This is a genomic window from Pseudodonghicola xiamenensis DSM 18339 (assembly GCF_000429365.1).
GTDB classification, from domain to species: Bacteria; Pseudomonadota; Alphaproteobacteria; order Rhodobacterales; family Rhodobacteraceae; genus Pseudodonghicola; species Pseudodonghicola xiamenensis.
The window spans coordinates 53,794-77,215 of sequence record NZ_AUBS01000020.1; the positions used below are offsets into that span (position 1 = coordinate 53,794).

Annotated in this window: 26 protein-coding genes; 13 read left to right on the forward strand and 13 right to left on the reverse strand. The window is 64.6% G+C overall.

Annotated features, from left to right (window positions below; translation table 11 throughout):
* Positions 1-58: 58 nt before the first annotated feature.
* Positions 59-1,033, reverse strand: coding sequence for a GlxA family transcriptional regulator (locus tag G455_RS0115565; protein WP_028094543.1), 975 nt, complete (start codon positions 1,031-1,033; stop codon positions 59-61).
* Between the two features lie 76 nt (positions 1,034-1,109).
* Between G455_RS0115565 and G455_RS0115570 the strand changes: the two genes are divergently transcribed.
* The 4 genes from G455_RS0115570 to G455_RS0115585 all read left to right on the forward strand — a co-directional run bounded on the left by G455_RS0115570 (position 1,110) and on the right by G455_RS0115585 (position 5,253).
* Complete coding sequence (locus G455_RS0115570) at positions 1,110-2,027, forward strand: BKACE family enzyme (protein ID WP_028094544.1); 918 nt, start codon at positions 1,110-1,112, stop codon at positions 2,025-2,027.
* 4 nt (positions 2,028-2,031) lie between these two features.
* Positions 2,032-2,799 carry an SDR family oxidoreductase gene (locus G455_RS0115575; protein WP_028094545.1) on the forward strand — a complete coding sequence of 256 codons (768 nt, stop codon included), beginning with the start codon at positions 2,032-2,034 and terminating at the stop codon, positions 2,797-2,799.
* On the forward strand, positions 2,796-4,271 hold the full coding sequence (locus tag G455_RS0115580) for a carnitine 3-dehydrogenase (RefSeq protein ID WP_028094546.1): 1,476 nt from the start codon (positions 2,796-2,798) through the stop codon (positions 4,269-4,271). The genes G455_RS0115575 and G455_RS0115580 overlap by 4 nt, the downstream gene beginning before the upstream one ends.
* Before the next feature lie 79 nt (positions 4,272-4,350).
* On the forward strand, positions 4,351-5,253 hold the full coding sequence (locus tag G455_RS0115585) for a DMT family transporter (protein WP_028094547.1): 903 nt from the start codon (positions 4,351-4,353) through the stop codon (positions 5,251-5,253).
* 3 nt (positions 5,254-5,256) lie between these two features.
* Here the strand turns inward: G455_RS0115585 and G455_RS0115590 are convergent, their stop codons facing one another.
* Both G455_RS0115590 and G455_RS0115595 read right to left on the reverse strand, forming a co-directional pair.
* A complete protein-coding gene (locus tag G455_RS0115590; protein WP_028094548.1) occupies positions 5,257-5,970 on the reverse strand; it encodes an NUDIX hydrolase in 714 nt (237 codons plus the stop codon).
* Positions 5,971-6,002: 32 nt separating this feature from the next.
* On the reverse strand, positions 6,003-6,407 hold the full coding sequence (locus G455_RS0115595; protein ID WP_028094549.1) for a DUF983 domain-containing protein: 405 nt from the start codon (positions 6,405-6,407) through the stop codon (positions 6,003-6,005).
* A gap of 171 nt (positions 6,408-6,578) precedes the next feature.
* Between G455_RS0115595 and G455_RS24330 the strand changes: the two genes are divergently transcribed.
* Genes G455_RS24330 through G455_RS24335 form a run of 4 tightly spaced genes read left to right on the forward strand, consistent with a single transcriptional unit; the run spans position 6,579 to position 8,708 of the window.
* Entirely contained in the window at positions 6,579-7,169 is a 591-nt protein-coding gene (locus G455_RS24330; protein ID WP_084437105.1) for an EF-hand domain-containing protein, read from the forward strand.
* A gap of 13 nt (positions 7,170-7,182) precedes the next feature.
* Entirely contained in the window at positions 7,183-7,830 is a 648-nt protein-coding gene (locus G455_RS0115605; RefSeq protein ID WP_084437106.1) for an RNA polymerase sigma factor, read from the forward strand.
* The gene (locus G455_RS0115610; RefSeq protein WP_028094551.1) at positions 7,823-8,209 is read left to right on the forward strand and encodes a hypothetical protein; all 387 of its coding nucleotides are present in this window, start codon (positions 7,823-7,825) and stop codon (positions 8,207-8,209) included. Before G455_RS0115605 ends, G455_RS0115610 begins: the two co-directional genes overlap by 8 nt.
* Before the next feature lies 1 nt (position 8,210).
* A complete protein-coding gene (locus G455_RS24335; RefSeq protein WP_035366864.1) occupies positions 8,211-8,708 on the forward strand; it encodes a periplasmic heavy metal sensor in 498 nt (165 codons plus the stop codon).
* A gap of 81 nt (positions 8,709-8,789) precedes the next feature.
* On the opposite strand, the gene G455_RS0115620 is transcribed toward G455_RS24335, so the two are convergent.
* The 8 genes from G455_RS0115620 to G455_RS0115655 form a co-directional block, all read right to left on the reverse strand.
* Positions 8,790-10,238 carry a diguanylate cyclase domain-containing protein gene (locus tag G455_RS0115620; RefSeq protein ID WP_028094552.1) on the reverse strand — a complete coding sequence of 483 codons (1,449 nt, stop codon included), beginning with the start codon at positions 10,236-10,238 and terminating at the stop codon, positions 8,790-8,792.
* Between the two features lie 140 nt (positions 10,239-10,378).
* Positions 10,379-12,580 (reverse strand): 3-hydroxyacyl-CoA dehydrogenase NAD-binding domain-containing protein, encoded by a 2,202-nt coding sequence (locus G455_RS0115625; RefSeq protein ID WP_028094553.1) that lies wholly within the window; start codon positions 12,578-12,580, stop codon positions 10,379-10,381.
* Positions 12,581-12,603: 23 nt separating this feature from the next.
* On the reverse strand, positions 12,604-13,815 hold the full coding sequence (locus G455_RS0115630) for an acetyl-CoA C-acetyltransferase (protein ID WP_028094554.1): 1,212 nt from the start codon (positions 13,813-13,815) through the stop codon (positions 12,604-12,606).
* A gap of 10 nt (positions 13,816-13,825) precedes the next feature.
* Complete coding sequence (locus G455_RS0115635; RefSeq protein WP_028094555.1) at positions 13,826-14,464, reverse strand: glutathione S-transferase family protein; 639 nt, start codon at positions 14,462-14,464, stop codon at positions 13,826-13,828.
* A 323-nt stretch (positions 14,465-14,787) separates the two neighbouring features.
* Positions 14,788-15,000 carry a hypothetical protein gene (locus G455_RS0115640; RefSeq protein WP_028094556.1) on the reverse strand — a complete coding sequence of 71 codons (213 nt, stop codon included), beginning with the start codon at positions 14,998-15,000 and terminating at the stop codon, positions 14,788-14,790.
* Positions 15,001-15,060: 60 nt separating this feature from the next.
* Positions 15,061-16,842, reverse strand: coding sequence for an acyl-CoA dehydrogenase C-terminal domain-containing protein (locus tag G455_RS0115645; protein WP_028094557.1), 1,782 nt, complete (start codon positions 16,840-16,842; stop codon positions 15,061-15,063).
* A gap of 55 nt (positions 16,843-16,897) precedes the next feature.
* Positions 16,898-17,284 carry a MerR family transcriptional regulator gene (locus G455_RS0115650; protein WP_028094558.1) on the reverse strand — a complete coding sequence of 129 codons (387 nt, stop codon included), beginning with the start codon at positions 17,282-17,284 and terminating at the stop codon, positions 16,898-16,900.
* A 429-nt stretch (positions 17,285-17,713) separates the two neighbouring features.
* On the reverse strand, positions 17,714-18,082 hold the full coding sequence (locus tag G455_RS0115655; RefSeq protein ID WP_028094559.1) for a MerR family transcriptional regulator: 369 nt from the start codon (positions 18,080-18,082) through the stop codon (positions 17,714-17,716).
* Positions 18,083-18,178: 96 nt separating this feature from the next.
* Here G455_RS0115655 and G455_RS0115660 point away from each other — a divergent pair, with 96 nt between their 5' ends.
* From G455_RS0115660 to G455_RS0115670, 3 genes are read left to right on the forward strand one after another with little or no spacing between them, the layout of a single operon-like run.
* Positions 18,179-18,625: a PaaI family thioesterase gene (locus tag G455_RS0115660; protein ID WP_407636248.1), complete on the forward strand. Its 447-nt coding sequence runs from the start codon at positions 18,179-18,181 to the stop codon at positions 18,623-18,625.
* Positions 18,625-19,140 (forward strand): PaaI family thioesterase, encoded by a 516-nt coding sequence (locus G455_RS0115665; protein WP_028094561.1) that lies wholly within the window; start codon positions 18,625-18,627, stop codon positions 19,138-19,140. The genes G455_RS0115660 and G455_RS0115665 overlap by 1 nt, the downstream gene beginning before the upstream one ends.
* Entirely contained in the window at positions 19,137-20,468 is a 1,332-nt protein-coding gene (locus G455_RS0115670; RefSeq protein ID WP_028094562.1) for an MATE family efflux transporter, read from the forward strand. The genes G455_RS0115665 and G455_RS0115670 overlap by 4 nt, the downstream gene beginning before the upstream one ends.
* A gap of 40 nt (positions 20,469-20,508) precedes the next feature.
* Here G455_RS0115670 and G455_RS24340 read toward each other — a convergent pair whose 3' ends face one another.
* The gene (locus G455_RS24340; RefSeq protein WP_028094563.1) at positions 20,509-20,877 is read right to left on the reverse strand and encodes a P-loop NTPase family protein; all 369 of its coding nucleotides are present in this window, start codon (positions 20,875-20,877) and stop codon (positions 20,509-20,511) included.
* On the opposite strand from G455_RS24340, the gene G455_RS0115680 reads away from it, so the two are divergent.
* Positions 20,876-21,064, forward strand: coding sequence for a hypothetical protein (locus G455_RS0115680; RefSeq protein WP_028094564.1), 189 nt, complete (start codon positions 20,876-20,878; stop codon positions 21,062-21,064). The two genes, G455_RS24340 and G455_RS0115680, sit on opposite strands and share 2 nt — an antisense overlap.
* A 186-nt stretch (positions 21,065-21,250) precedes the next feature.
* Here the strand turns inward: G455_RS0115680 and G455_RS0115685 are convergent, their stop codons facing one another.
* Positions 21,251-21,673, reverse strand: coding sequence for a helix-turn-helix domain-containing protein (locus G455_RS0115685; RefSeq protein ID WP_028094565.1), 423 nt, complete (start codon positions 21,671-21,673; stop codon positions 21,251-21,253).
* A 249-nt stretch (positions 21,674-21,922) separates the two neighbouring features.
* On the opposite strand from G455_RS0115685, the gene G455_RS0115690 reads away from it, so the two are divergent.
* The coding region (locus G455_RS0115690; RefSeq protein WP_161629402.1) for a transposase domain-containing protein at positions 21,923-23,422 on the forward strand (1,500 nt) is incomplete at its 3' end.

Below are 23,422 nucleotides of genomic sequence, written 5' to 3' on the forward strand. Positions count from 1 at the left end.
ATGCCGCTGATGCGGCATGCCTCCGGCGGGGATATTTAGGGCCAGAAAAAGGCGGAGGTCAGGAGGTGCCAGCCTGGCGCAGGCTCCGGGCGCTTTGACCGTGGGCGGCGCGAAAGGCGCGGGAGAAGCTGGCGGCGGAGGCGAAGCCGGTGGCGAGCGCGATGTCCATCATCGGCAGGTCAGTGTCGGTGACCAGCCGTTTTGCCTCCGCCAGTCGCAGGCTCAGGCCATGGGCGCTGGGCGTGGTGTCGAGTCGGGCGCGAAACTGCGTCTCGAGCGTGCGGGGGCTGCAGCCGCAGCGTCGGGCGAGATCGGGCAGGGCGAGCGGCTGGTCGATATGCTGTTCCATCAGCAGGCTGGCGCGCGCGGTCAGGCGTGAATGGCGCGGGTCGCGGGCGCTGCGGCTTTGGGCGCGGGCGGGGTTGCTGGGGGTGTCGTGCAGAAACACCCCGGCGACGCGCGCCGCCAACGCCGCGCCATGGCGGCGCCCGATCAGATGCAGCATCATGTCGATCGCGGGGAGCGCGCCGCCGCAGGTCAGCCGGGTGCGGTCGACATGAAACCGGTCGCGCAGCACCTGGACTTCGGGGAAGCGGGTGGCGAAGCGGTCCAGATCCTCCCAATGGGTGGTGGCGCGATAGCCATCGAGCAGGCCGGCGGCGGCCAGCAGCCAGGGGCCGCCGTCGACCCCGGCCAGGGTCGTGCCGGTGGCGGCGATCCGGCGCAGGCCAGCGCGCAGCGTGGGGGTGTCGTGCCGCTCGAGCCCGAAGCCCGCAATCACCAGCAGCAGGTCGCAGCGGTCGATCCGCGCCAGCGCCTCCCCCTGCACCGCGATCCCGCTGGTCAGCCCTGCCGGCTGGCCGTCAGGGGTGGCGAACCGCCACCGAAACAGGGGCCGTCCCGCCAGCCGGTTGGCGGCGCGCATCGGATCGACTGTGGCCGCGAAGCTGAGCGTGTTGGTCTCCTGTGGCAGCAGGATCACGGTGTCGAGCGGCACCTCATCGGGCACCAGGATATTTTTTGCGCATTTCATAAAGTTTCATTCGTATCAAGGAAACTTTAATTCGCCAATCCGGCACATCCTCGGCGCGACAGAACAGGAGGGCGCCATGCCATTGACCATGAATCGCGAGGTTTTCATCACCTGTGCCGTGACCGGATCGGGCGGCACCCAGGATCGCAGCCCGCATGTGCCCCGCAGCCCGGCGCAGATCGCCGAAAGTGCGATCGAGGCGGCGCGGGCCGGGGCGGCGGTGGTCCATTGTCATGTGCGCGATCCTGAAACCGGGGCACCGTCGCGCGATCTGGCACTTTACCGCGAGGTGACCGAGCGCATCCGGGAATCGCAGGTCGATGTGGTGTTGAACCTGACTGCCGGAATGGGGGGCGATATCATCTTCGGCCCGACCGAACGGCCGTTGCCGGTGATGGAGGTGGGCACCGATATGGTCGGTGCGGCGGAGCGTGTCGAGCATGTCGCGCAATGCCTGCCGGAGATCTGCACGCTCGATTGCGGCACGATGAACTTCGCCGAGGCTGACTATGTCATGACCAACACGCCGGGCATGTTGCAGGCGATGGGCCGGATGATGACAGACCTGGGGGTGAAGCCCGAGATCGAGGCCTTTGACACCGGTCATCTGTGGTACGCCAAGCAACTGGTCAAGGACGGCGTCCTGGACGGCCCGGCGCTGGTCCAGCTTTGCATGGGGGTGCCCTGGGGGGCGCCGGACGATCTGAACACCTTCATGGCGATGGTCAACAATGTGCCCGAGGATTGGACGTTTTCGGCCTTCGGGTTGGGGCGCAACCAGATGGGCTATGTCGCCGCCTCGGTGCTGGCGGGGGGCAACGTGCGGGTGGGGCTGGAGGATAACCTCTGGCTCGACAAGGGAGTGCTGGCGAGCAATGCACAGTTGGTCGATCGCGCCGTGGGTATCATCGAACGCATGGGGGCAAGGGTGATCGGGCCGGAGGAGGTGCGCGCCAAGCTGGGCCTGGTGAAGCGCGCCCCGAAGCTGGTTTGAGCCGATGAGCGGGCAGCGGGTGGTGATCACCGGCGGTGCCGCCGGCATCGGTCTGGTGCTGGCGACGCGGTTCGCCGCGCGCGGCGACCGGCTGGCGATCTGCGATGCCGATGTCATTGCGGTGGAGGCGGCGGCGGCGGCGCATCCGGATTGGATCGTCACCCGCGCCGATGTCACGGATGAGGCCGATATGGGCGCCTTTCTGGCCGAGGTCGAGGCCGCCTGGGGCGGGGCCGATGTGGTCTGTGCCAATGCCGGCATCGGCGGACCGGCTGGCCGGATCGAGGATCTGGATTACGCCGGCTGGCGCGCCTGCCTCGATGTATCGCTGAACGGGGCGTTTCTGACGTGTCGTTGGGCGGCGCGGGTGATGCGGGCGCAGGGGGCGGGGCTGATCCTGCTGACCTCCTCGACCGCCGGGCTGTTCGGCTATCCGCTGCGCGCGCCCTATGCCGCCGCCAAATGGGGCATCGTCGGGTTGACCAAGACCCTGGCGATGGAGCTGGGCCCGGCCGGGGTGCGCGTCAATGGACTGGCGCCCGGCGCGGTCGAGGGCGCGCGGATGGAATGGGTGCTGACCAGGGAGGCGGCGGCCTCCGGCCTTTCGATCGAGACGATGCGCCAGCAATATGTGAAGGGTGTCAGCCTGCGCGGTTGGGTCACGGCGGAGGAGGTTGCCGATATGGCGCTGTTCCTCGCTTCGCCGGCGGCAAGCAAGATTTCCGGCCAGATCCTGGCCATTGACGGACATACGGAGACTTTGGTGCCATGACCAAGAGCGCAACCATCGTGGGCGGCGGTGTGATCGGCGGCGGATGGGCCGCGCGGTTCTTGCTGAATGGTTGGGACGTGCGGATTTTCGACCCCGATCCGGAGGCCGAGCGCAAGATCGGCGAGGTGCTGGCGAATGCCCGCCGGTCGCTGCCCGGGCTGACCGACGTGGCGCTGCCCGAGGAAGGCAGGCTGACGTTTCACAGCGATCTGGCCGAGGCCGTCGCGGGCGCCGGTTGGATTCAGGAAAGCGTGCCGGAACAGCTGGCGCTGAAACAGAAGGTCTTCGCGCAGATTCAGGCCGCCTGCGATCCGGGGGCGGTGATCGGTTCCTCGACCTCGGGGTTCAAGCCGTCGGAATTGCAGCAGGGCGCCGCATGGGGCGGGCAGATCGTGGTGACCCACCCGTTCAACCCGGTGTATCTTCTGCCGGTGGTGGAGCTGGTGAGCAGCCCGGAGAACCCTGCGGAACTGGTGGCGCGGGCGGCCGATACGCTGACGTCGATCGGGATGTATCCGCTGCACCTGAAGAAAGAGATAGACGCCCATGTCGCCGACCGGCTGCTGGAAGCGGTCTGGCGCGAGGCGCTCTGGCTGGTCAGCGACGGCATCGCCACGACCGAGGAAATCGACAATGCGATCCGCTACGGCTTCGGCATTCGCTGGGCGCAGATGGGCTTGTTCGAGACCTATCGCGTCGCCGGCGGCGAGGCGGGGATGCGGCATTTCATGGCGCAATTCGGCCCGGCGCTGAAGTGGCCCTGGACCAAGCTGATGGATGTGCCCGAGTTCACCGAAGAACTGGTCGATCTGATCGCGGATCAGTCGGACGCGCAATCGGGGGCCTATTCGATCCGCGATCTCGAACGCATCCGCGACGACAATCTGGTCAGCATGATGCGGGCGCTCAAGGCCAAGAACTGGGGCGCGGGAGAGCTGTTGAACGCCCAGGACGCGCGGCTGCGGGCCGATAGCGTCCTGGCAGCGCGGGCGGGCGACCTTGAAGATGTCTCGCAACCCATCGTGACGGTGCGCCGCGCGGTGCCGCTGGATTGGACCGATTACAACGGCCATATGAACGAGGCGCGCTATCTGCAGGCCTTTTGTGACGCAACGGACCGGTTCATGGAACTGGTCGGGGCAGATGCCGACTACATCGCCTCCGGCGGCAGTTACTTCACCGCCGAAACCCATGTCCGCCATCTGTCTGAGGCCCATGCCGGCGACCGGATCGAGGTGCGGACAAGGCTGCTGATGGGGGAGGGCAAGAAGATGCATCTGTTTCACCAGATGTGGCGCGGCGATGAGCTGCTGGCGACGGGGGAGCATATGCTGATCCACGTCAGTCTTGAGACCCGGCGCCCCTCGGTCCCGGCGCCGCAGGTCGCGGCGTCGCTGGATCGGATCGCGGCGGCGCATGCGGCGCTGTCGCTGCCTGAGGGGGCTGGGCGCTTCGTCGGGCAGCCGCGGTGAGGCGGCGGCCAGGCGGCCCGTCGGCCTTGTGCGGTGATATCCGCTCTGGCGGCAGGGGGATTTGGGCGCATAGGGAGGCATGGCTCTCTGGATCCCCGTTACCCTTGCCGCCGCCAGCTTTCAGACCGTGCGCTTCATGCTGCAGAAGGTGCTGAGCGGCTCCCGCTTGTCGGTCGCTGGCGCGACCTTCTCGCGATTTGTCTATTCGGCGCCGGTGGTTCTGCTGGTACTGGCGGCTTATCTTGCAATGACCGGGCGCAGCCTGCCGTCGCTTGACTTGCGGTTCTGGCTGTTCGCCGTGGTCGGTGGCACCACCCAGATCTTGGCCACACTTTGCGTGGTGGCGCTGTTCAAGCAGAGAAATTTTGCCGTCGGCATCACCTTCAAGAAGACCGAGGTGATCCAGACGGCCATTGTCGGTCTGCTGCTGTTGGGCGATCGGATCAGCCTGGGCGGCTGGGTGGCGATCCTGTTGGGGCTGAGCGCAGTTCTGGTGTTGTCGAAACCGCCCGAAAGCGATGGCGCCTGGTGGCGGCATCTCACCAACCGCGCCTCAATGCTGGGGCTGGGCTCCGGCGTGCTCTTTGCCTTCTCGGCGGTGACGTATCGCGGTGCCTCGCTTGAATTGGACAGCCCGGACCCGGTGTTCCGCGCCGGGGTGACATTGGCCTGTGTGGTCAGCTTTCAGATGGTGTCGATGGGCCTTTGGCTGCTGTGGCGCGATCGGGCAGAGCTGCGGGCGGTCTGGGCGGCGCGGCATACGGCGGTCTTCGTCGGGCTCACCAGCCTTGGCGGATCATTCTGCTGGTTCCTGGCCTTCACCCTGCAGAACGCGGCTTACGTGAAGGCACTGGGCCAGGTCGAGCTGTTCTTGAGCCTTCTTGCCTCGATCCTTTTCTTTCACGAAAAGATAACCCGGCGAGAGATCGCCGGGATGGGATTGCTGGGCCTGTCGATTCTGGCGCTGGTGCTGGCGATCTGAGGCTCAGCCGTCGGGCATCGGATGGCCGTTCAGGCGCAGGAACAGGCTTTCTTCGTCGTCGTTGCGGAAATAGGGAACCGAAGCGGGCGGAGAGGGGTCCTGGACCCGGCCGGCAACCTCGGCCAGCACGACCTCGGTGATGAAGGGCAGGTCGAAACGGCGCGCCTCGGTCAGCGGGATCCATTGCAGATGCGACAGCTCGTCCGAGGCATGGGTGAAATCGTCCAGATTGCCCTGGATCGCGGCGGCATCGACCAGGAAGAACCTGGCGTCGAACCGGCGCGGTCGGCCCGGAGGGGTGAGCGCACGAAAGACGAATTGCAGCGCTTCGGCCGACGGGATGTGGCCGGTGGCAGCAAAGCTCTGCCAATCGGGCGGGGCGGCGCCGGGCCACTGCCCGGGGCGGCCGAGGATCAGCCCGGTTTCCTCCCAAAGCTCGCGGATCGCGGCGGCGGCCAGCGCCGATTGCATGCCCTGAGGGGCATTGTCTGCCAGACGGTTGAAACATAGCGGTGGCAGCGGTGCGGCCAACGGAATGCCGGCATCTCCCGGATCGACTGCTCCGCCGGGGAAGACGAATTTATTCGGCATGAATGCCGCCTTGGCGCCACGTTGACCCATCAGGATCGCCGGCTTGTCGTGCCTGTCGCGCAGCGCGATCACGGTTGCGGCGTTGCGCACCGCGGTCTTGTCCTGCGGTTTCGTCGGTTCGCTCATCTCTGTCCCCTCCTTTTGACCTTGCAGAAGGGTCATGTCGCGTTTTCGAACCCGTGCATGCGCCGCGCCCATTGGAATGCGACCACCGCGCCCTTCAGTCTGGGCAGAAGGTAGAGTGACAGCGCCAGACAGCCAACCGCAAAGATGGAAAACAGCACCATGGGATCGGGGCGGTAGATTTCAAAGACCACCAGCAGCAGTGGCGCGATCAGATGGCCGACGAACAGGATGGTCAGATAGGCCGGCCCGTCATCGGCGCGATGGTGGCGATAGACCTCTCCACAGGTGGCGCAGCGATCCTGTACCTTGAGATAGCTGTGAAGCAGCCGACCGCGGCCACAATGCGGGCAGCGCCCGCGAAACCCGCGCCGGAGCGAGGTCCAGAGCGGACGGTCATCTATCTCTGCTTCGGGTGCGGTGTCGGACTGGTCTTGCATGGTTTTCCTCCCAGAAGGCCGGTGGCGCAGGGGCCGCGCGACCAGAGCAAAGCGTCGCAAATCCCGCCGCGAAAGGAAATAGAGATTTTTTTCGACGGATTTTGCACCCGCCCCCGTTTGAAGAGTATGAACGACGGCAAGGGGCTGTCGGACAGCGGAAGGAAGACAGAAATGAAACACCGTCACTTCATCGCAGGTATCGTTGTCGCAGTAGGGGCGGTTGCCGCAACCGCGGTTCTGGCGCAGCAGGGCGCAATGGATGCGGCCGGCATGGGCCGGGGCATGGGGCCGCGAATGTCCTTCGAAGAGCTGGATACCAATGGCGATGGCCAGATCTCCAAGGAAGAGATGCAGGCCCGGGTGCAGGGGCGGTTCAATGCCCTGGATGCGGATGGCAACGGCACGATCAGCCTGGAAGAGATGCAGGCGCAGGCGCGTCAGCGGGCCGACGAGCGCGCGGCGTGGATGTTCAAGCAGATGGACGAGAACGGCGATGGCGCCCTGAGCGCTGACGAAATGAAGGGGCCGCGCCGATCCGACGGTATGATGAACCGCATGTTCTCGCGGATGGATCAGGACCAGAGCGGCACTATCTCGAAAGAGGAGTTCGACAATGCTCAGGCCCGGATGCGGAAGTTCGACCACAAGCGGATGGGCGATCCCGACGGCAAGCACATGCACCAGCGTCAGTGGATGATGGATGGCAATTGTGACGGTCCCGGCCGCGGTGCCGGGAAAGCGCCGATGCAGGGCAACAACTGATCCGGTGGCCCGGATGGGGCGTATATTCGGCTCCCGCGCCGGGCATGATCAGGCCGCTTCGCCTCGGGGCGAAGCGGTGGCCGTTCCGGACGAGACCTTGTCTGACGATGCGTTGCTGGTGCTTTTCGCCAATGGCGATCCGCAGGCGGCACGGCAGTTGACGGCGCGGCTGGGGCCGCGCGTCTACGGCGTTGCGATGCGGGTGCTGGGGGATCGGGACGAGGCCGAGGATGTCGCCCAGGAGGCGATGATGCGGCTGTGGAAGATGGCGCCGGACTGGCGTCCGGGACAGGCGCAGGTATCGACCTGGTTGTATCGGGTGGCGATGAATCTCTGTCTTGACCGCAAACGGCGGGGCGCGCGTGCCGGCGCGGAGCGGCTGGACGATGTGCCAGAGCCGATGGATCCGGCGCCGGGTGCGCCCGAGCTGATGCAGGACGGGGCCCGGGCCGAGGCTCTGCAGCGCGCGCTGATGGTCCTGCCGGACCGACAGCGGCAGGCGGTGGTCCTGCGCCACATCGAGGAACTTTCTAATCCGGAGATCGCTGAGATCATGGAAATCAGTGTCGACGCGGTCGAGAGTCTGACCGCCCGGGGCAAACGGGCGCTGGCGGCGGGGCTGGCCGGGCGACGTGAGGAATTGGGGTATAACGATGGCTGAGAAACTGACACGGGACGTCGGGCTGGATGCCTTCTTCTCCGCTGCCCGGGATGATCGGATCGGCATGCCTGCGGGTCTTGCCGAACGTATGCGGGCCGATGCCGCGATGGTGCAGGCGGGCTTCGGGCGGCCGGTGATCGCCGATGAACCGCAGCGCAGTTCCGGCGGGCTGCTCTCACAGCTTTGGGGGGCGTTGGGCGGTTGGCCGGCGCTGAGCGGCATGGCCGTTGCCGGGGCTGCGGGTATCTGGCTGGGGGTGGCGCCGCCGAATTTTCTGCCTGATCCGCTGAACGTGGTCATGCAGCAAGGCCAGCAGGCCGATGTCGATGTTCTGGACAGCAGTTATGTTCTGTCCGCCATGTTGCAGGAGGATGGTTGAGATGACCGTGACTGACAGTGATCGCAAGCCGCCCCGGATGCGGCCCTGGCTGCGGGGCCTTCTGGCAGTGTCCTTGGCGCTGAACCTGGCGGTGGCGGGGCTGGTGATCGGAGCTGCCATCCGGTTCGGAGAGCGGCACGAGCGCAGCCATCCGCCGATGCCCCTGGGGGCGCTGCTGTTCCGCGAATTGCCGCGGGAAGATCGCAAGATGTTGCGTGATCGGGGTTGGGAAACGCGTGAGGATCGCAATGCCCGGCGTCGGGCCGAAGCCGCCGCACTGGATACGGCGCTGCGCGCAGTGCCCTTCGATCCCGCACCGCTCGAGGCTTTCGTTGCCAGGGACGCGGCCCGCCAGCAGGCGTTCGAAACCGCGATGCATGCAGCCTGGCTGTCCCGGGTCGCGGCGATGAGCGACGCGCAGCGCGACCAATATGCCGACCGGTTGCAGGATGCGCTGCGTCGTCAGGATGAACGCCGGAAGGACCGGTCGGACAAATGACCGCCGTGCCCCGGGGTGGGGCTCGGTGACAGACCGGTCAGCGGGGGCATCATCACCCTGATGGCTGGGCCTGGGCTGATGTCAGGCGGTGGCGGCGGGTTGTGCCAGCCTCACCCGGTTGCGGCCGCTGCGCTTGGCCGAATAAAGCGCCCGATCCGCCCGCCGGATCAGCCGGCTGAGCGCCTGTGCCGGATCCTCTTTCTCCTGGCCGGGCAGCGGGCTGCCGAACCTGCCGGTCTCGGGCGTGCTGAGCGCGACCCCGATGCTGACAGTCATGGCGATGGGCTCTGCCGTGGCCGACGTCTGGAACGGCGAAGACTGGATCGCCGCACAGAGCCGCCGGGCGGCGCTTTCCGCCTCCTCCGGGCGACACCGGGGCAGGGCGATCAGGAATTCCTCTCCTCCCATTCGGGCGATCAGATCGCCGGGATGCAGCGCTGCGCGCAGGCGTTCGGCGGCCTCGATCAGGACGGCATCGCCTGCCGGATGGCCCCATCTGTCGTTGATGCGCTTGAAATGATCCAGATCGGCCAGCAGCACTGCAAAGCTTTCGTTTCGTTCCTTCGCGGCCCGGGCGATCTCCGCCAGGCGGGGCATGGCATAGCGGCGGTTATAAAGCCCGGTCATCGAATCCTGCACCGCAGCGCGCAATTCGTTGCGCAGGGTGGCGCGCATCCGATCCGACCGCTGCTTGCGCCGCAGTTGCGCATCGAGCTTCAGCGCCAGCTCATCGGGGTCGAAGCCATTGGTCAGCACGTCATGGGCGCCCCGATCCAGGGCTTCGGCGGCAAGCCTGGCGTTGCCGGGTTCGGGCACGGCAATCACTGCGCTTTCACGGGTCGTGCCCCGGGCACGCAGATCGGCCAGCAGGTTGAGCCCCGCGTCGTCATGTTCCGCCAATTCCACCACCACGGCGTCGGGGGGCTGGCCCTGAAACAGGGGATGCATGTCGCCGATCCGGTGGCTTTCGATCTGGTGGTGACAGCAATCCCGCATTGCCGAGCGCCATTCCCGGGTTGATCGATCCTGCCGGTTCAGCAGCATCACCTGCGCCCGGCTCGGCGGCGGGACATAGCTTCTGGCGGGGTCGGCCAAACCTTGCGCGCTATAGCCTTGCAAGGGCAGCGGCGCGGTGGCCAGATCCATTTCCTCGGCGCTGAAGCCGGAACGGATCAGGCTGCGCACCCGGGCCTGCAGCAACCGGTCGTCAACCGGCTGGGACAGTGCCTCGTCCATACCGGCCTCCAGCGCCCTGAGCCGGGCGGCACGGTCGTTCTCTCCGACGATGGCAAGGATCGGGATCGCTGCCAGCAGCGGGTCGGGACGCAGCAGTTGCGGCAGGCGGCTGGCATCGCCGTCGGGCAGCGTCAGCGAGGTGATGATCAGATCGGGCCGCACCTTGCGCACAAGCTGCAGAATGCCGGCGAGCCGACCGATCTGCACGACGCGATACCAGGCCGCCGAAAGCTGCACCTTCAGCATGATCCGGGTGGTCGCCACCCCGTCGAGGATGAGAATGGTTCCTTGCACGCGGCTGCCTTTCGCGTCTGCGCCTCGGGATGACTTTCGCGCGTGCTGGTTAATAAACTGTTTCGTGTGGCGTCCTGGCGGAAAAGAAAAGACCCGGCGCGCAAGTCGCCGGGTCCTGATCGTGGTCACATGGGCCTGTCTCAGGCCGCTTTGGCATCCGGGTTGAAACGCTCGTAGAAGCTTTCCCCCTTTTCGGCCATCTCGCGCAGCAGCGGCGGGCAGGTGAAGCGTTCGCCATAGGCGGCGGTGAGTTGATCGCAGCGTTCGGCGGCATATTCGGCGCCGATGATGTCGAGCCAGCTCAGCGGGCCACCGGACCAGGGGGCGAAGCCCCAGGCCAGGATGGCGCCGACATCGCCTTCGCGGATATCCATCAGAACGCCTTCCTCCAGCGCGCGGACGGCTTCCAGTACCTGGGCGAACATCAGCCGTTCCTGCACCTCGATCAGGTCGGGCTGCGGTTCGGCCAGCGGGTATTTGTCCGCCATGCCTTTCCAATAGCCCAGCCGCTTGCCGTTCTCGTCATAGTCGAAGAAACCGGCCTTGGACTTGCGGCCCAGACGGCCCGCGTCCTCCATCCAGAACACCAGATCGTCGGACGGGCTTTCGGGATAGGCATTGCCCATCGCCGCCTTGGTCGCCCGCGCGATCTTGGCGCCCAGGTCGATCGAGGTCTCATCCGTCAACTGGATCGGCCCCACCGGGAAGCCGAGCTGTTGTGCGGCATGGTCGATAAGCACCGGAGAGACGCCCTCGGTCACCATCCGCATCGCCTCGTTCATGTAGGGAATGATGCAGCGGTTGCAGTAGAAGAACCGCGCATCGTTGACGACGATGGGCGTCTTGCGGATCTGGCGCACGTAATCCAGCGCCTTGGCCACCGCGCGGTCACCGGTTTCCTTGCCCTTGATGATCTCGACCAGCAGCATCTTCTCGACCGGCGAGAAGAAGTGAATGCCGATGAACTGCTCCGGTCGTTTTGAGGCCTTGGCCAGTTCGGTGATCGGCAGGGTCGAGGTGTTGGAGGCGAAGATGCAGTCTTCGGGGATGATCGCCTCGACCTTCTGGGTCATCTCGGCCTTGACCTTCGGATCCTCGAACACCGCCTCGATGATCAGATCGCAGCCCTTGAGCTGCTCCAGATCCGGGGTGGCGGTGATCAGCGACAGCATCGCCTCTTTCTTCTCCGCCGTCACCTTGCCGCGCTTCATCCCCTTGTCGAGATAAGCCTCGGTATAGGCTTTGCCGCGGTCGGCCGCGGCCTGGTCACGGTCGATCAGCACCACCTGCATCCCCGCCTGGGCCGAGACCAGTGCGATGCCCGCGCCCATCATGCCGGCACCCAGAACGCCCAGTTTCTGCACCCGCTGATCGGGTACGTCCTTGGGCCGCACCGCGCCTTTTTCCAGCGCTTCCTTGTTCAGGAACAGCGACCGGATCATGGCCGAGGACGACGGATTCATCAGCACATGGGTGAACCAACGCGCCTCGATCCTGAGCGCGGTGTCGAAATCGACCAGTGCGCCCTCATAGGCCGCCGACAGCAGCGCCTTCGGGGCCGGGAAGGCGCCCTTGGTCTTGCCGTGGACCAGCGCGTTGGCGCCGACGAAGGTCATGAAGCCCGCCGGATGATAGGGCGCGCCACCCGGCATCTTGTAACCCTTGGCGTCCCAGGGTTTCACCAGATCGGCGTCCTTGGCGGCCAGCACCCAGTCCTTGGCTGCGGCTACCGGATCGGCGGCGATCTCGTCGATCACGCCGGCGGCCTTGGCGGCCTTGGCATCGACCATCTTGCCTTCCAGCAGGAAGGCCGAAGCGCCCATGGCGCCCAGCTTGCGCGCCATGCGGGTGGTGCCGCCGGCGCCGGGGAAGATGCCGACCAGGATTTCCGGCAGGCCGTATTTCGCCTTGGGGTTCTCGGCCACGAAGATGCGGTGGGTCGCCAGCGGCAGCTCCAGCCCGATGCCGGCGGCGGTGCCGGGCAGGGCGGCGGCGATCGGCTTGCCACCCTTCTTGGTCTTCAGGTCCATGCCGGCGAGCTCGATCTTCCGCAGCAGCGCATGCATTTGCATGATGCCGTCGAACAGCCCCTGGGCCGGGTTGTCGCCGGCGTCTTCCTTCATCTTGGCCAGCAGGTTCAGATCCATGCCGCCGGCGAAGGAGCCGGGCTTGCCGGAGGTGATGACGATGCCCTTGACGGCCTCGTCGGCCAGCGCGTCGTCGATGCAGGCCTCCAGCTCGGCCAGGCCGGTGAAGGACATCACGTTCATCGACTTGCCGGGCACGTCCCAGGTGATCAGGGCGACGCCGTCGGCGCCTTTGGTCATCGTGAAATCAGCCATAATACTATCTCCCGTTCAGCCGCTCAGACGCGCTCGATGATGGTGGCCGCGCCCATGCCGGACGCGATGCAAAGGGTCGCCAGACCCACTTCCTTGTCCTCGCGCTCCAGCTGGTCCAGCAGCATGCCGATGATCATCGCCCCGGTGGCGCCCAGCGGGTGACCAAAGGCGATGGAACCGCCGTCGATATTGACCTTGGAGGCATCGACATCGAAAGCCTGCATGAAGCGCAGCACCACGGCGGCAAAGGCCTCGTTCACCTCGAAGAGGTCAATGTCGGAAATCGACATGCCGTTGTCCTTGAGGATCTTCTCGGTCACCGGCACCGGGCCGGTCAGCATGATGGTCGGATCGGTGCCGATCTTGGCGGTGGCCTTGATCCGCGCGCGCGGCTTCAGCCCGTATTTCTCGCCGAATTCCTTGTTGCCGATCAGCACGGCGGCCGAGCCGTCGACGATGCCGGAGGAGTTGCCGGCATGGTGCACGTGGTTGATCTTTTCCAGATGCGGGTATTTCAGCATCGCCACCTTGTCGAAGCCCGGCATCTGTTCGCCCATCATCTGGAAGGACGGCGCCAGCGCGCCCAGCGTCTGCATGTCGGTGGTGGGGCGCATGTATTCGTCGCGGTCGAGGATCACGAGGCCATTTTGATCGCGCACCGTGATCACCGATTTTGCGAAGCGGTTGGCGTCCCAGGCGGCCTTGGCGCGGCGCTGCGATTCCACCGCCAGAGCGTCAACTTCTTCGCGGGAAAAACCGTATTCGGTGGCGATGATATCGGCCGAAATCCCCTGCGGCACGAAATAGCTGTCCATCGCCAGGCTGGGGTCGACGGCGATCGCCGCCCCGTCCGAGCCCATGGCGATCCGGCCCATCATCTCCACGCCTCCGGCGATATAGGCCTCGCCGGCACCACCCTTGACCTGGTTGGCGGCCAGGTTCACGGCCTCCATGCCAGAGGCGCAGAAGCGGTTGATGGCGAGCCCCGGAATGGATTGGTCCAGATCCGAGGCCAGCACGGCCGAGCGCGCCAGGCAGCCGCCCTGTTCCATCACCTGGGTGACATTGCCCCAGATCACGTCCTCGACGGCATGGCCGTCGAGATTGTTGCGCTCTTTCAGCGCGTTCAGCGTCAGCGCGGAAAGCCTGAGCGAGGTCACCTCGTGCAGGGCGCCGTCCTTGCGGCCCTTGCCACGCGGGGTGCGCAGCGCGTCATAGATATAGGCGTCTGTCATGGTCTTCTCCTTATGCGCGGTCCGACGGGTTGCCGGGCATCAGATCATAGGGGTGTTTCCAGCCGGGCTGTTCGGAAAGCCGCATCAGCCAGGCGTCGATATGGGGCCATTGGGCCCGGTCGAACCCGAAGGGTTCGGGGTAATAGAGATAGCCGCAGCAGCTCAGATCGGCGTTGGTCACGCCGTCGCCGACGATCCAGTCGCGGCCCTCCAGATGGTCGTTCAGCACCTGATAGGCGGCCTTCAGGCGACCTTGCGAGAAGGCGATCACATCCGGGTTACAGTGCTGCTCGGGCAGGAAGTTCATCAGGAAGCGGGTCATCCCGGCCTGGCTGCTGAGCTTGTGGTTGTCCCACAGCACCCAGCGCAAAACCTCGTATTTCCCGGCCTGGGTGGTGCCGCCGAACTTGCCTGATTTGTCACTGATATAGGCCTGGATCGCGCCCGACTGGCTCAGCTTGAAATCGCCGTCGACCAGCACCGGCGCTTCACCCAGCTCGTTGACTGCATTGCGATACTCCGGCGTGCGGGTCTCGCCGTTGAAGAAATCGACATAGACCGGCTCCCAGTCGAGCCCACTCAGTTGCAGCGCCAGCGCCGCCTTGTAAGAATTGCCGCTTTCGCCGAAGCAATAAAGTTTGATGGTCATCTTTCCAATCCTCCCTTGGCGCCTGTGACTGCTTCCGGAATTCCGTATTTGAAACGAGAAGAAGCAGGGGATGCGCCCTCATGGTAACCAGTTGTTAACCGCGACTCGCGTCTGCTTGTGCCGCGGTACAGGCTGCCGAGCCGATGACCGCACGAGGAGAAGCCCCGCCGTCCCGCCCGATCCGCCATGGCGCGATTGGCGCCGGATGGCGGGGTGGACCTGTTCTGCGTCTTCTTCTCGTCGCAAGTACGGCCGCCGGAGGCTTCCGAAACCGGCCCTTCGCGGACCGGTCGGGGGACCATGCGCTGCCTTTCGCACATGTGCTAGCGTTTCCTTGCGTCGAGTTCGGCATTGAAACGCCGCAGCCGGAAGGCGAGCTCATCCGGATCGGTCACCTGATCGAAGTTCTCGAAGAGGAAAGACAGCGCCTCGCCCTCGTCGAGGCCTGCCTCGGCGGCGAAGGCGCGCAACCGGCGAAAGCCGTCCTCGGTCATGGCGACCGGGAAGCGGCGGGTCAGACGGAAGCGTTTCGGCATGATCTCCTCCCAGAAGTCCTGCGGAGCAGGGCGCGCCGTTGGGGGCGCGCCCGACCGGGATCAGAACAGATCGGCGGTAAGGCCCATCACCGTGTCGGCACCGCTTTCGATGCGCGACAGGTGCAGCGCGGTCGCCGGCAGACGGCGTGCCATGTAATAGCGTCCGGTCAGCAGTTTCGCCTTGTAGAAGTCCGGATCCGAGGTGCCTTCGGCAAGGGCCGCCAGCGCCGCCTTGCCCATCCGTGCCCACATCAGCCCAAGGCAGACATGGCCGAACATATGCATGAAGTCATAGGAACCGGCGAGCGCATTGTTCGGGGTCTTCATGCCGTTCTGCATGAAATACATCCCCGCCGCCTGCAGGTCCTTCGAAGCCTTCTTCAGCGGTTCGATGAAGTCGCGGACATAGGCCTCGTCCTCACCGGCATTCTCCTTGCAGAAGGTCTTGACCAGCTCGAAGAAGGCCATCACCGGCTTGCCGCCGTCCTGCGCCAGTTTGCGGCCGACCAGATCGAGCGCCTGCACGCCGTTGGCGCCTTCGTAGATCATCGCGATACGGGCGTCGCGGGTATATTGCGACATGCCCCATTCCTCGATGTAGCCGTGGCCGCCATAGACCTGCTGCGCCTGCACCGTCATGTCATAGCCCTGATCGGTCAGAAAGCCCTTGAGCACCGGCGTCAGCAGCGAGATCAGCCCGTCGGCCTCCTTGTCGCCGGAGCGATGCGCCTGGTCGATCAGCGTGGCGCCCCAGAAGGCGAAGGCGCGGGCCCCCTCGGTAAAGCTTTTCTGATCCATCAGGCTGCGGCGGATGTCGGGGTGCACGATGATCGGATCGGCCGGGCCTTCGGGGTTTTCCGCCCCGGTCACGGCGCGGCCCTGCAGCCGATCCTTGGCATAGATCACCGCGTTCTGATAGGCGGCCTCGGCCTGGGCCAGGCCCTGCATGCCGACGCCCAGGCGGGCCTCGTTCATCATGGTGAACATGGCGCGCATGCCCTTGTGTTCCTCGCCCAGCAGATAGCCGGTGGCGCCGTCATAGTTCATCACGCAGGTGGCATTGCCGTGAATGCCCATCTTCTCTTCCAGCTTGCCGACCGAGACGGCGTTGCGTTCGCCCAGGCTGCCGTCCTCGTTCACCAGGACCTTCGGCACGATGAACAGCGACACGCCCTTGATGCCGTCGGGGCCACCGACGATCTTGGCCAGCACCAGGTGGATGATGTTGTCGGCCATGTTGTGATCGCCGGCGGAGATGAAGATCTTCTGCCCGGAAATCTTGTAGCTGCCATCGGCCTGCGGTTCGGCCTTGGTGCGCATCATGCCCAGATCGGTGCCGCAATGCGGTTCGGTCAGGTTCATGGTGCCGGTCCATTCGCAGGAGACCATCTTGGGCAGATAGGTCTGCTTTTGCGCGTCCGAGCCATGTGCCAGGATGGCGCTGGCGGCGCCATGGGTCAGGCCCTGATACATGGTGAAGGCCTGGTTCGAGGCCGAGAACATCTCACCCACCGCGGTGGAGATCAGATAAGGCAGGGCCTGACCGCCGAATTCCTCGGGCATGTCCAGACCGGGCCAGCCGCCTTCCTTCATCTTCTCGAATGCGTCCTTGAAGCCGGTCGGCGGATAGACCACGCCGTTTTCCAGTCGGCAGCCTTCGACATCGCCGACGGTGTTCAGCGGGTGCAATACTTCGGAGCTGATCTTGCCGGCCTCTTCCAGGATGGCGGCGGTGAAATCGCGGTCCAGATCGGCATAGCCGGGGATGTCTGAGGCGCTGACCTTCAGGACGTCATGCAGAACGAATTGCATATCCTTGGTGGGTGCGGTGTAGCTGGGCATATCGAGCCTCCCAAATTGTCTCGGTTTGCGTCAGGGGTGTCGTACGGGCCGGGGCCTATTCTGCGGCCTTTCCGGTTTCTGTCATCGAGGCGATCACCTGTTCGCCCCATTTGAGCTGTTCTTGCAGTTCGCTGATCGCCGTGTCGAGCTCGTCGCGCTGGCGCTCCATATCGGCAAGCCTGTCCCGGGCGATCTCGTAGGTGCGCGAAAGCTGGGTGTGTTGCTGGTCGCCGATATCATAGAGGTCGAGCAACTGGCGAATTTCCTCAAGGCTGAAGCCGAAGCGCTTGCCGCGCAGGATCAGCTTGAGCCGGGCCCGGTCACGTTTGCTGAACAGCCGTTTCTGGCCTTCCCGTTTGGGGAACAGCAATTCCTTCGATTCGTAAAAGCGGAGGGTGCGCGGGGTCACGTCGAAGGCATCGCACATTTCGCGGATCGTCATCATGTGGTTGCTCGTCCTTGGTCTTCTGCGGTCGTGTCTCGGGGGTAAGCTGTGCCTTCGATGATTGCTCTACAACACTAAGTTGACGTTTACGTAATCCAGACGTTGCGTCATTTATAATAGTGACGTGGGAGCATGGGACGACCGCCGTTCAAATTGAACGAATGTCACTTTTTTCTTTTTTTTAAGGGGCTGAGAAGGCAGTGTCGTGGCGAGAAAGGGGGCTCGCCATGGCTGTCGCGTGATCGGGGCGATTTGTATCTGGGTGATTTGTTCGATTGTCGCATCGGGCGGGCAGGGACGGTTGCCCGCAAGGGCTGGCTGATCGCCGCTCTCGCGCCGCGTCGCCGCGCGGGGCGGCGGGGAGATGCGAAACTGCCCGCCTCTTGGGCATTGCGCCGGGGCGGGCAGGGTGACGTCGCGTTCGCCTCAGTCCAAGGCGCGCAGCGTTTCTTCGCGCATCTTTGTCAGCTCATCGAGAGCTTCGTCAATCTGCTGACGTTGGTGGTTCAGCTCTTTCAACTGGCGGTCGGCCATCTCGATGAAGGCCTGAAGCTGGGCACGGGTGCCCTCATGCTCATAGATTTGCAGCCATTGACGAATTTCCTCGAGCTGAAAGCCGTATTTGCGGCCGCGCATGATCAGGATCATGCGGGCGCGTTCGCGCGGACCGTAGTAGCGGGACCGCCCTTCACGCTCCGGACTCAGCAGCTCGATATACTCGTAATAGCGCAAGGTACGCGGAGTCACATCGAACTCGGCGCACATCTCCTTGAACGATAAACGCGGATCGGACATTGCACTTTCTCCCTCGCGGCGCAACTTATGGCGACGCCGGGGCAAGCGCAATGGCCGGGCTTGCCCTAAGGGCGGGTGGCGGATCATAAAGAACAAATGACCATTATGCAGGAGGGTATCCCCTTGTCGGATCAGCTCAAAATGGCACAACAATTCATCGAGGCGCTGCCACATGCGCGCGCGCTCGGATTGCAGCTGACCGATATCGGCAAGGGGTGCGCGACCATCGCAATGCCTTATTCCGAGGCGCTGATCGGCGATCCCGAGACCGGTGTGATCCATGGCGGCGCGGTGTCGGCGATGATGGACACCTGCTGCGGCGCCGCGGTGATGAGCCACCCCTCTTCTCCCGGGGCCACCGCGACCATCGGTCTCAGGATCGACTATATGCGTGCCGCGACCCCGGGGCAGACGGTGACCACCACCGCCACCTGTTACCACGTCACCCGCAATGTCGCCTTTGTCCGTGCCGTTACAATGGACGAGGATCCCGACCGTCCCGTCGCCACCGCCTCTGGCAGCTTTACCGTGGAGTCCCGCTGATGGCCCGTCCCCGTCCCGAACCGATCCAGGTGGTCAAGCAGCGCCGCGACGCCGCTCTCAACGCGTTGGTCGAGGCTGTGCCCTATATCGGCTTTCTCGGCATTACCTTCGACCGCCGTGGCGATGAGCTGACGGCGGTGATGAATTATGATGAAAAGCTGATCGGCAATCCGTTGCTGCCGGCGCTGCACGGGGGGGCCACCGCCGCCTTTCTCGAGGTGACGGCGATCATCACGCTGGGCTGGTCGCAGATCTGGCCACAGATCGAAAGCGGCGCGCTCGACCTGACCACGGGCAAGCTGCCGCGGTTGCCCAAGACGATCGACATGTCGGTCGATTATCTGCGCTCGGGCCTGCCGCGCGATGCTTACGCGCGGGCTAAGATCAGCCGTTCGGGGCGGCGCTATGCCTCGGTTCATGTGCTGGCGTGGCAGGATCACCACGACAAGATCTTCGCCCAGGCGACCGGTCACTTCCTGATGCCGCAGCCCCGGACCGCGGGACTGGCCGAGTGAGCGGCGCCACCACCGCACCGCTGGGGGCGATAACCAACGGGCGCATCCTGAAGATCGCCCTGCCGATCGTGCTGTCGAATATCACCGTGCCGATCCTGGGCGCGGTGGACACCGCAGTGGTGGGCCAGCTTGGCGAGGCGGCGCCGATCGGCGCGGTCGGGCTGGGGGCCATCATCCTCTCGTCGGTCTATTGGATTTTCGGCTTTCTCAGGATGGGCACCGTCGGGCTGACCAGCCAGGCACTGGGCGCGGGCAACCGGGGCGAGGTTGCGGCGCTGCTGTCGCGGGCACTGCTGATCGGCCTTGTCGCCGGTCTGGCGCTGATCGCGCTGCAGGCGCCGATCTTCTGGGCCGCTTTTCGCGTCGCGCCGGGCAGTGCGGAGGTCGAGACGCTGGCCTCCGGGTATCTGCGGTTGCGGATCTGGTCGGCGCCGGCGGCGATCGCGATCTATGGCATCAGCGGCTGGCTGATCGCGCAGGAGCGCACCCGGGCGGTGCTGATCCTGCAACTGTGGATGAACGGTCTGAACGTGGCCTTGGATCTGGTCTTTGTATTCGGTCTCGGCTGGGGCGTCGAAGGGGTAGCCTTTGCGACCTTCCTGGCGGAATGGACCGGGCTGGCGCTGGGGCTCTGGCTGTGCCGGAACGGGTTCGCGGGGCGCGACTGGCGCAACCCCGCGCTGGTTTTCGATCGTGACCGGCTTGCGCATATGATGTCGGTCAATACCGATATCCTGATCCGCTCGTTGTTGCTGCAGGCGATGTTCGTGGGGTTTCTCTTCATCGGGGCAGGATTTGGCGACGTGACGCTGGCGGCCAATCAGGTGCTGATGCAATTCCTCAGCTTCACCTCTTTCGCGCTGGACGGCTTCGCCTTTACCGCCGAAACCTTGGTTGGCCAGGCGTTGGGTGCGCGGGCGCGCGACCGGCTGCGCGAGGCGGCGGTGAAAAGCAGCGCCTGGGGCCTGATCATCGTGGCACTTCTGGCGCTGGTGTTCGGTCTGTTCGGTGGTGCGATCATCGACCTGATGACAACGGCGCCGGAGGTGCGCGCGCGGGCCCGCGATTTCCTGCCCTATCTGGTGGTGATGCCGGTGGCAGGCGTCGGTGCCTTCATGCTGGACGGGATCTTCATCGGTGCCACGGCAAGCCGGGACATGCGCAACATGATGGCGGTCAGCTTCGTGATCTACGTGATCGCGGTGGCGGTGCTGGTGCCGCTCTGGGCCAATCACGGGCTTTGGCTGGCGCTGCTGATCGCCTTCTTGGCGCGGGGGATCACCCTCGGTCTGCGCTATCCGGGGCTCGAGGCGCGGGCGGCAGGGTAACACCGCCCACGTTTGGGACCATGTCGGGGCGGCGTACCGGTCAGCTCAGGCGCTGGAACCGGGTTTCTGTGCCATGCCGGAAACAGGCCTTGGAAAAGATCCGGTCGGGAACCGGATTGGGGAGCCGCAGATCGCCGATCCCCGGCACCGGGGTGCGATCTGGGTCGAAGCTGCGGTCGATCTGCGAAATGAAGCCGAGGATCATGCCACGATCCCGCGCGAACTCCTGCAAGCTGCGCATCTGATCGGAGAGTGGCGGCTTGCTACGCTGCTGATCGAGCAGAAGCTGCAGCACAAGGCGCGTCTCGCCCTGCCCGGGGCGCGCCGCGATCAGCAGCATGTCGCCGCCGCCCATCGCGCCGATCATGCGCTGCACCCCGTGCTTAGTCCCGAGGGGTGCTTTCATCATGATGTCCTCCCGGCCGGACTGGGCCGAGCATGCGATCAAGGCCGACGATCCGCCTTGGGCGATTTGCGAACTTGAGCTCGCTTGCGCCAATGTGCTCGACCTGCGCGATGCCGATCAATGCGCCGCCTGGGGGGGGGCGCCGACCCGCGCCTTGCTGACGGGTTTCACAGAGTTTGAGCGCTGCTAGGAAAAGAGTGCCGCCTTTTCAGTGGGTTACAGACTGGCGATTTCACGGAGTTTGATACTTTTCTGGGGGAACCTGCGCCGAAACAGCATTTGACACGAATTCTTGCAGTAAAAAGTGCAATGTTTTCAATAGGCGCCTGCAAATGTCGTGGGCAAATTTGCCCACGACCCACGAACTGTTTAGCGCCTACTGTCCGTCTGCTGACGGCTCGGCTTTCGCCGTATACGCATGCTCGATGTGGTCAATCTTCTGGCGCGCGTTCGTCGCGATCTTTCGGGCGAGTTCGTCTGTGGTAAGCAAAGGCTCAGCCTCAAGCAGCTCTTGTGCAGCAGAGCGAATGCACTCGAATATGGGGTCAAAATCATCACTCTGATTTTGGGACCTCATTGCAAGAAACAAATCCCCCAGAAGCCAGTCTACCGGGACATGCATTCCGCTGGCGATCATGAATAGCGCTTCAGCGCTTGGGGCGTGTCCCTTGAAGTAGTTTTCGACCGTTCGGCTGGGCAGATTTGCGCGTCGGGCAAGCTCGGCCTTCGAAATCGAGTGCAACTCCAACAGGCGTTCGAGGCGAATGCGGATTGCATCACCAACGTCCGACTTACCCATTGCGAATACTCCACATGTGGTGCATACTCCATGTGTGGAGCATCAAGGATCGCCAAATTTTGGCATAAAGGAGCGGCAATACCAAGCCGCTAGAGCGCACTTTGTTGCAAATGGAACATCCTTCGCGGCTTGGTGTCAGAAGCAAGGGGTCGCCCCTCAGAATGCACGCAAGGCGATGCTCGGTATATGGAGCGGCCCGCGCGCGAGCTGCCTTGTCTCTCAGATATTGCGCGAGACGGGGCAGCAAAAATGATTGTCTGGGTGAACGAAGTCCTTGCAATTGGCCGCATCCCTTCGGACAGATCATCTGCTGCACGCTGGCTCACAAAAATGGGTGTTCCAATCCATACGGTCGTGACCGATGGGCGTAAACCTCAGTATATTCAACTCCCTGACCTGCCCGACCCCGAACGCCTCGCCTACCTGAGGCGCGAACTGGACGGGATGGACCTTCCGGCAGGCGAATATGACGACGACGCCCACCGGCAGCTTGGGGAGGCTTCACCTTCGCGTCGGGCAAGAGCGGAGCGGCGTGCGGGCATTGCGCGGATGTTGATGGCGCTGCGCGCGCGGGGCGTGAAGGAAGGTGAGCGGTTTGCTCTGGTGCGTGAACGTTTCGGCGTGGAAGGCACCTCAAACGCGTCTTTGAGGCGTCTTCAACAGGCCGTTCAAGGGGTTGATCCGATCAATTTCGCGCCCGCGCTGCTGGACGATTACAAGGCGACAGTCAAGCGTGCCGAGATGAGCGACGAGGCATGGCGCTTCTTCATGACCATGATCCGGGACGCCGCGCCGGACTGGCCTCTGAAAGAGGCATGGCGCAGGGTACGGGATGCCGGTCGCCCCATGGGCTGGGCGGTACCGTCCTATCCCACCTTTTACCGGCGCTGGAAAGAACTCAGCGAGGCGCAGCGCCTTCAGGCAAGACGCGGCAATGGCGAGACGGCGAAGCGGTTGAGCATCCCGGCGCACCGGGACAAGACGTCGATCCTGTCGCTCGAATGGGTCTCTCTGGACGGGCGCACGCTGGATTTCTGGGTGGACTGGGGCGACGGCAAGGCCGCGCGCCCGGTTATGCTGGCACTGGTGGACGTAGCGTCGAACGTTGTCCTGGATTGGGAGCTTGGTCCCTCGGAAAACGCCGTGGGCACGGTTCGCCTGATCAAGCGGGTCTGCGAGCGTCATGGGATCTTCGACCGGCTCTATACCGATAACGGTTCGGCCTTCGCCGGGCATTTGGTGGCGGGTGGCGCGGCGCATCGGTTCCGGAACGGCAAGGCGAAGGGCGTGCAGCCCATGGGCATTTGCCAGATCATGGGGATCAAGCTGCATTTCGCGCTGCCGAAGAATGCCCAGGCGAAGATTGCGGAGCGGACCTTTGCCGCCCTGTCCCGTGCGGTGGACGATGGCCCGGAATTCCGCAATGCCCATGCGGGGCATGCCCCCGGCGCGAGCCCGTCGCCGAAGGTGACACCGGTTCCGGTCGAGACGGCGAAAGCCGTGCTGACACGCGAGATCGCGCGTCACAATCGGGAAGCCGGACGGCGCAGCCAGGGCGCGCGGGGCCGCTCCTATGAGCAAGTTTTCCGTGACGGGATCGAGGCGCGCGCCCAGGAGGGACGCCCAACACGCCGCCCTACGGCCCAGCAGCTCTATGTCCGTCGTCAGAACATTTGGCACACTTCGCGGCGTAGATTAGCGGAGTGCGGGCTTCGTCTGGGGATTGATGTTAGGCGGCGAGCTTGCGGT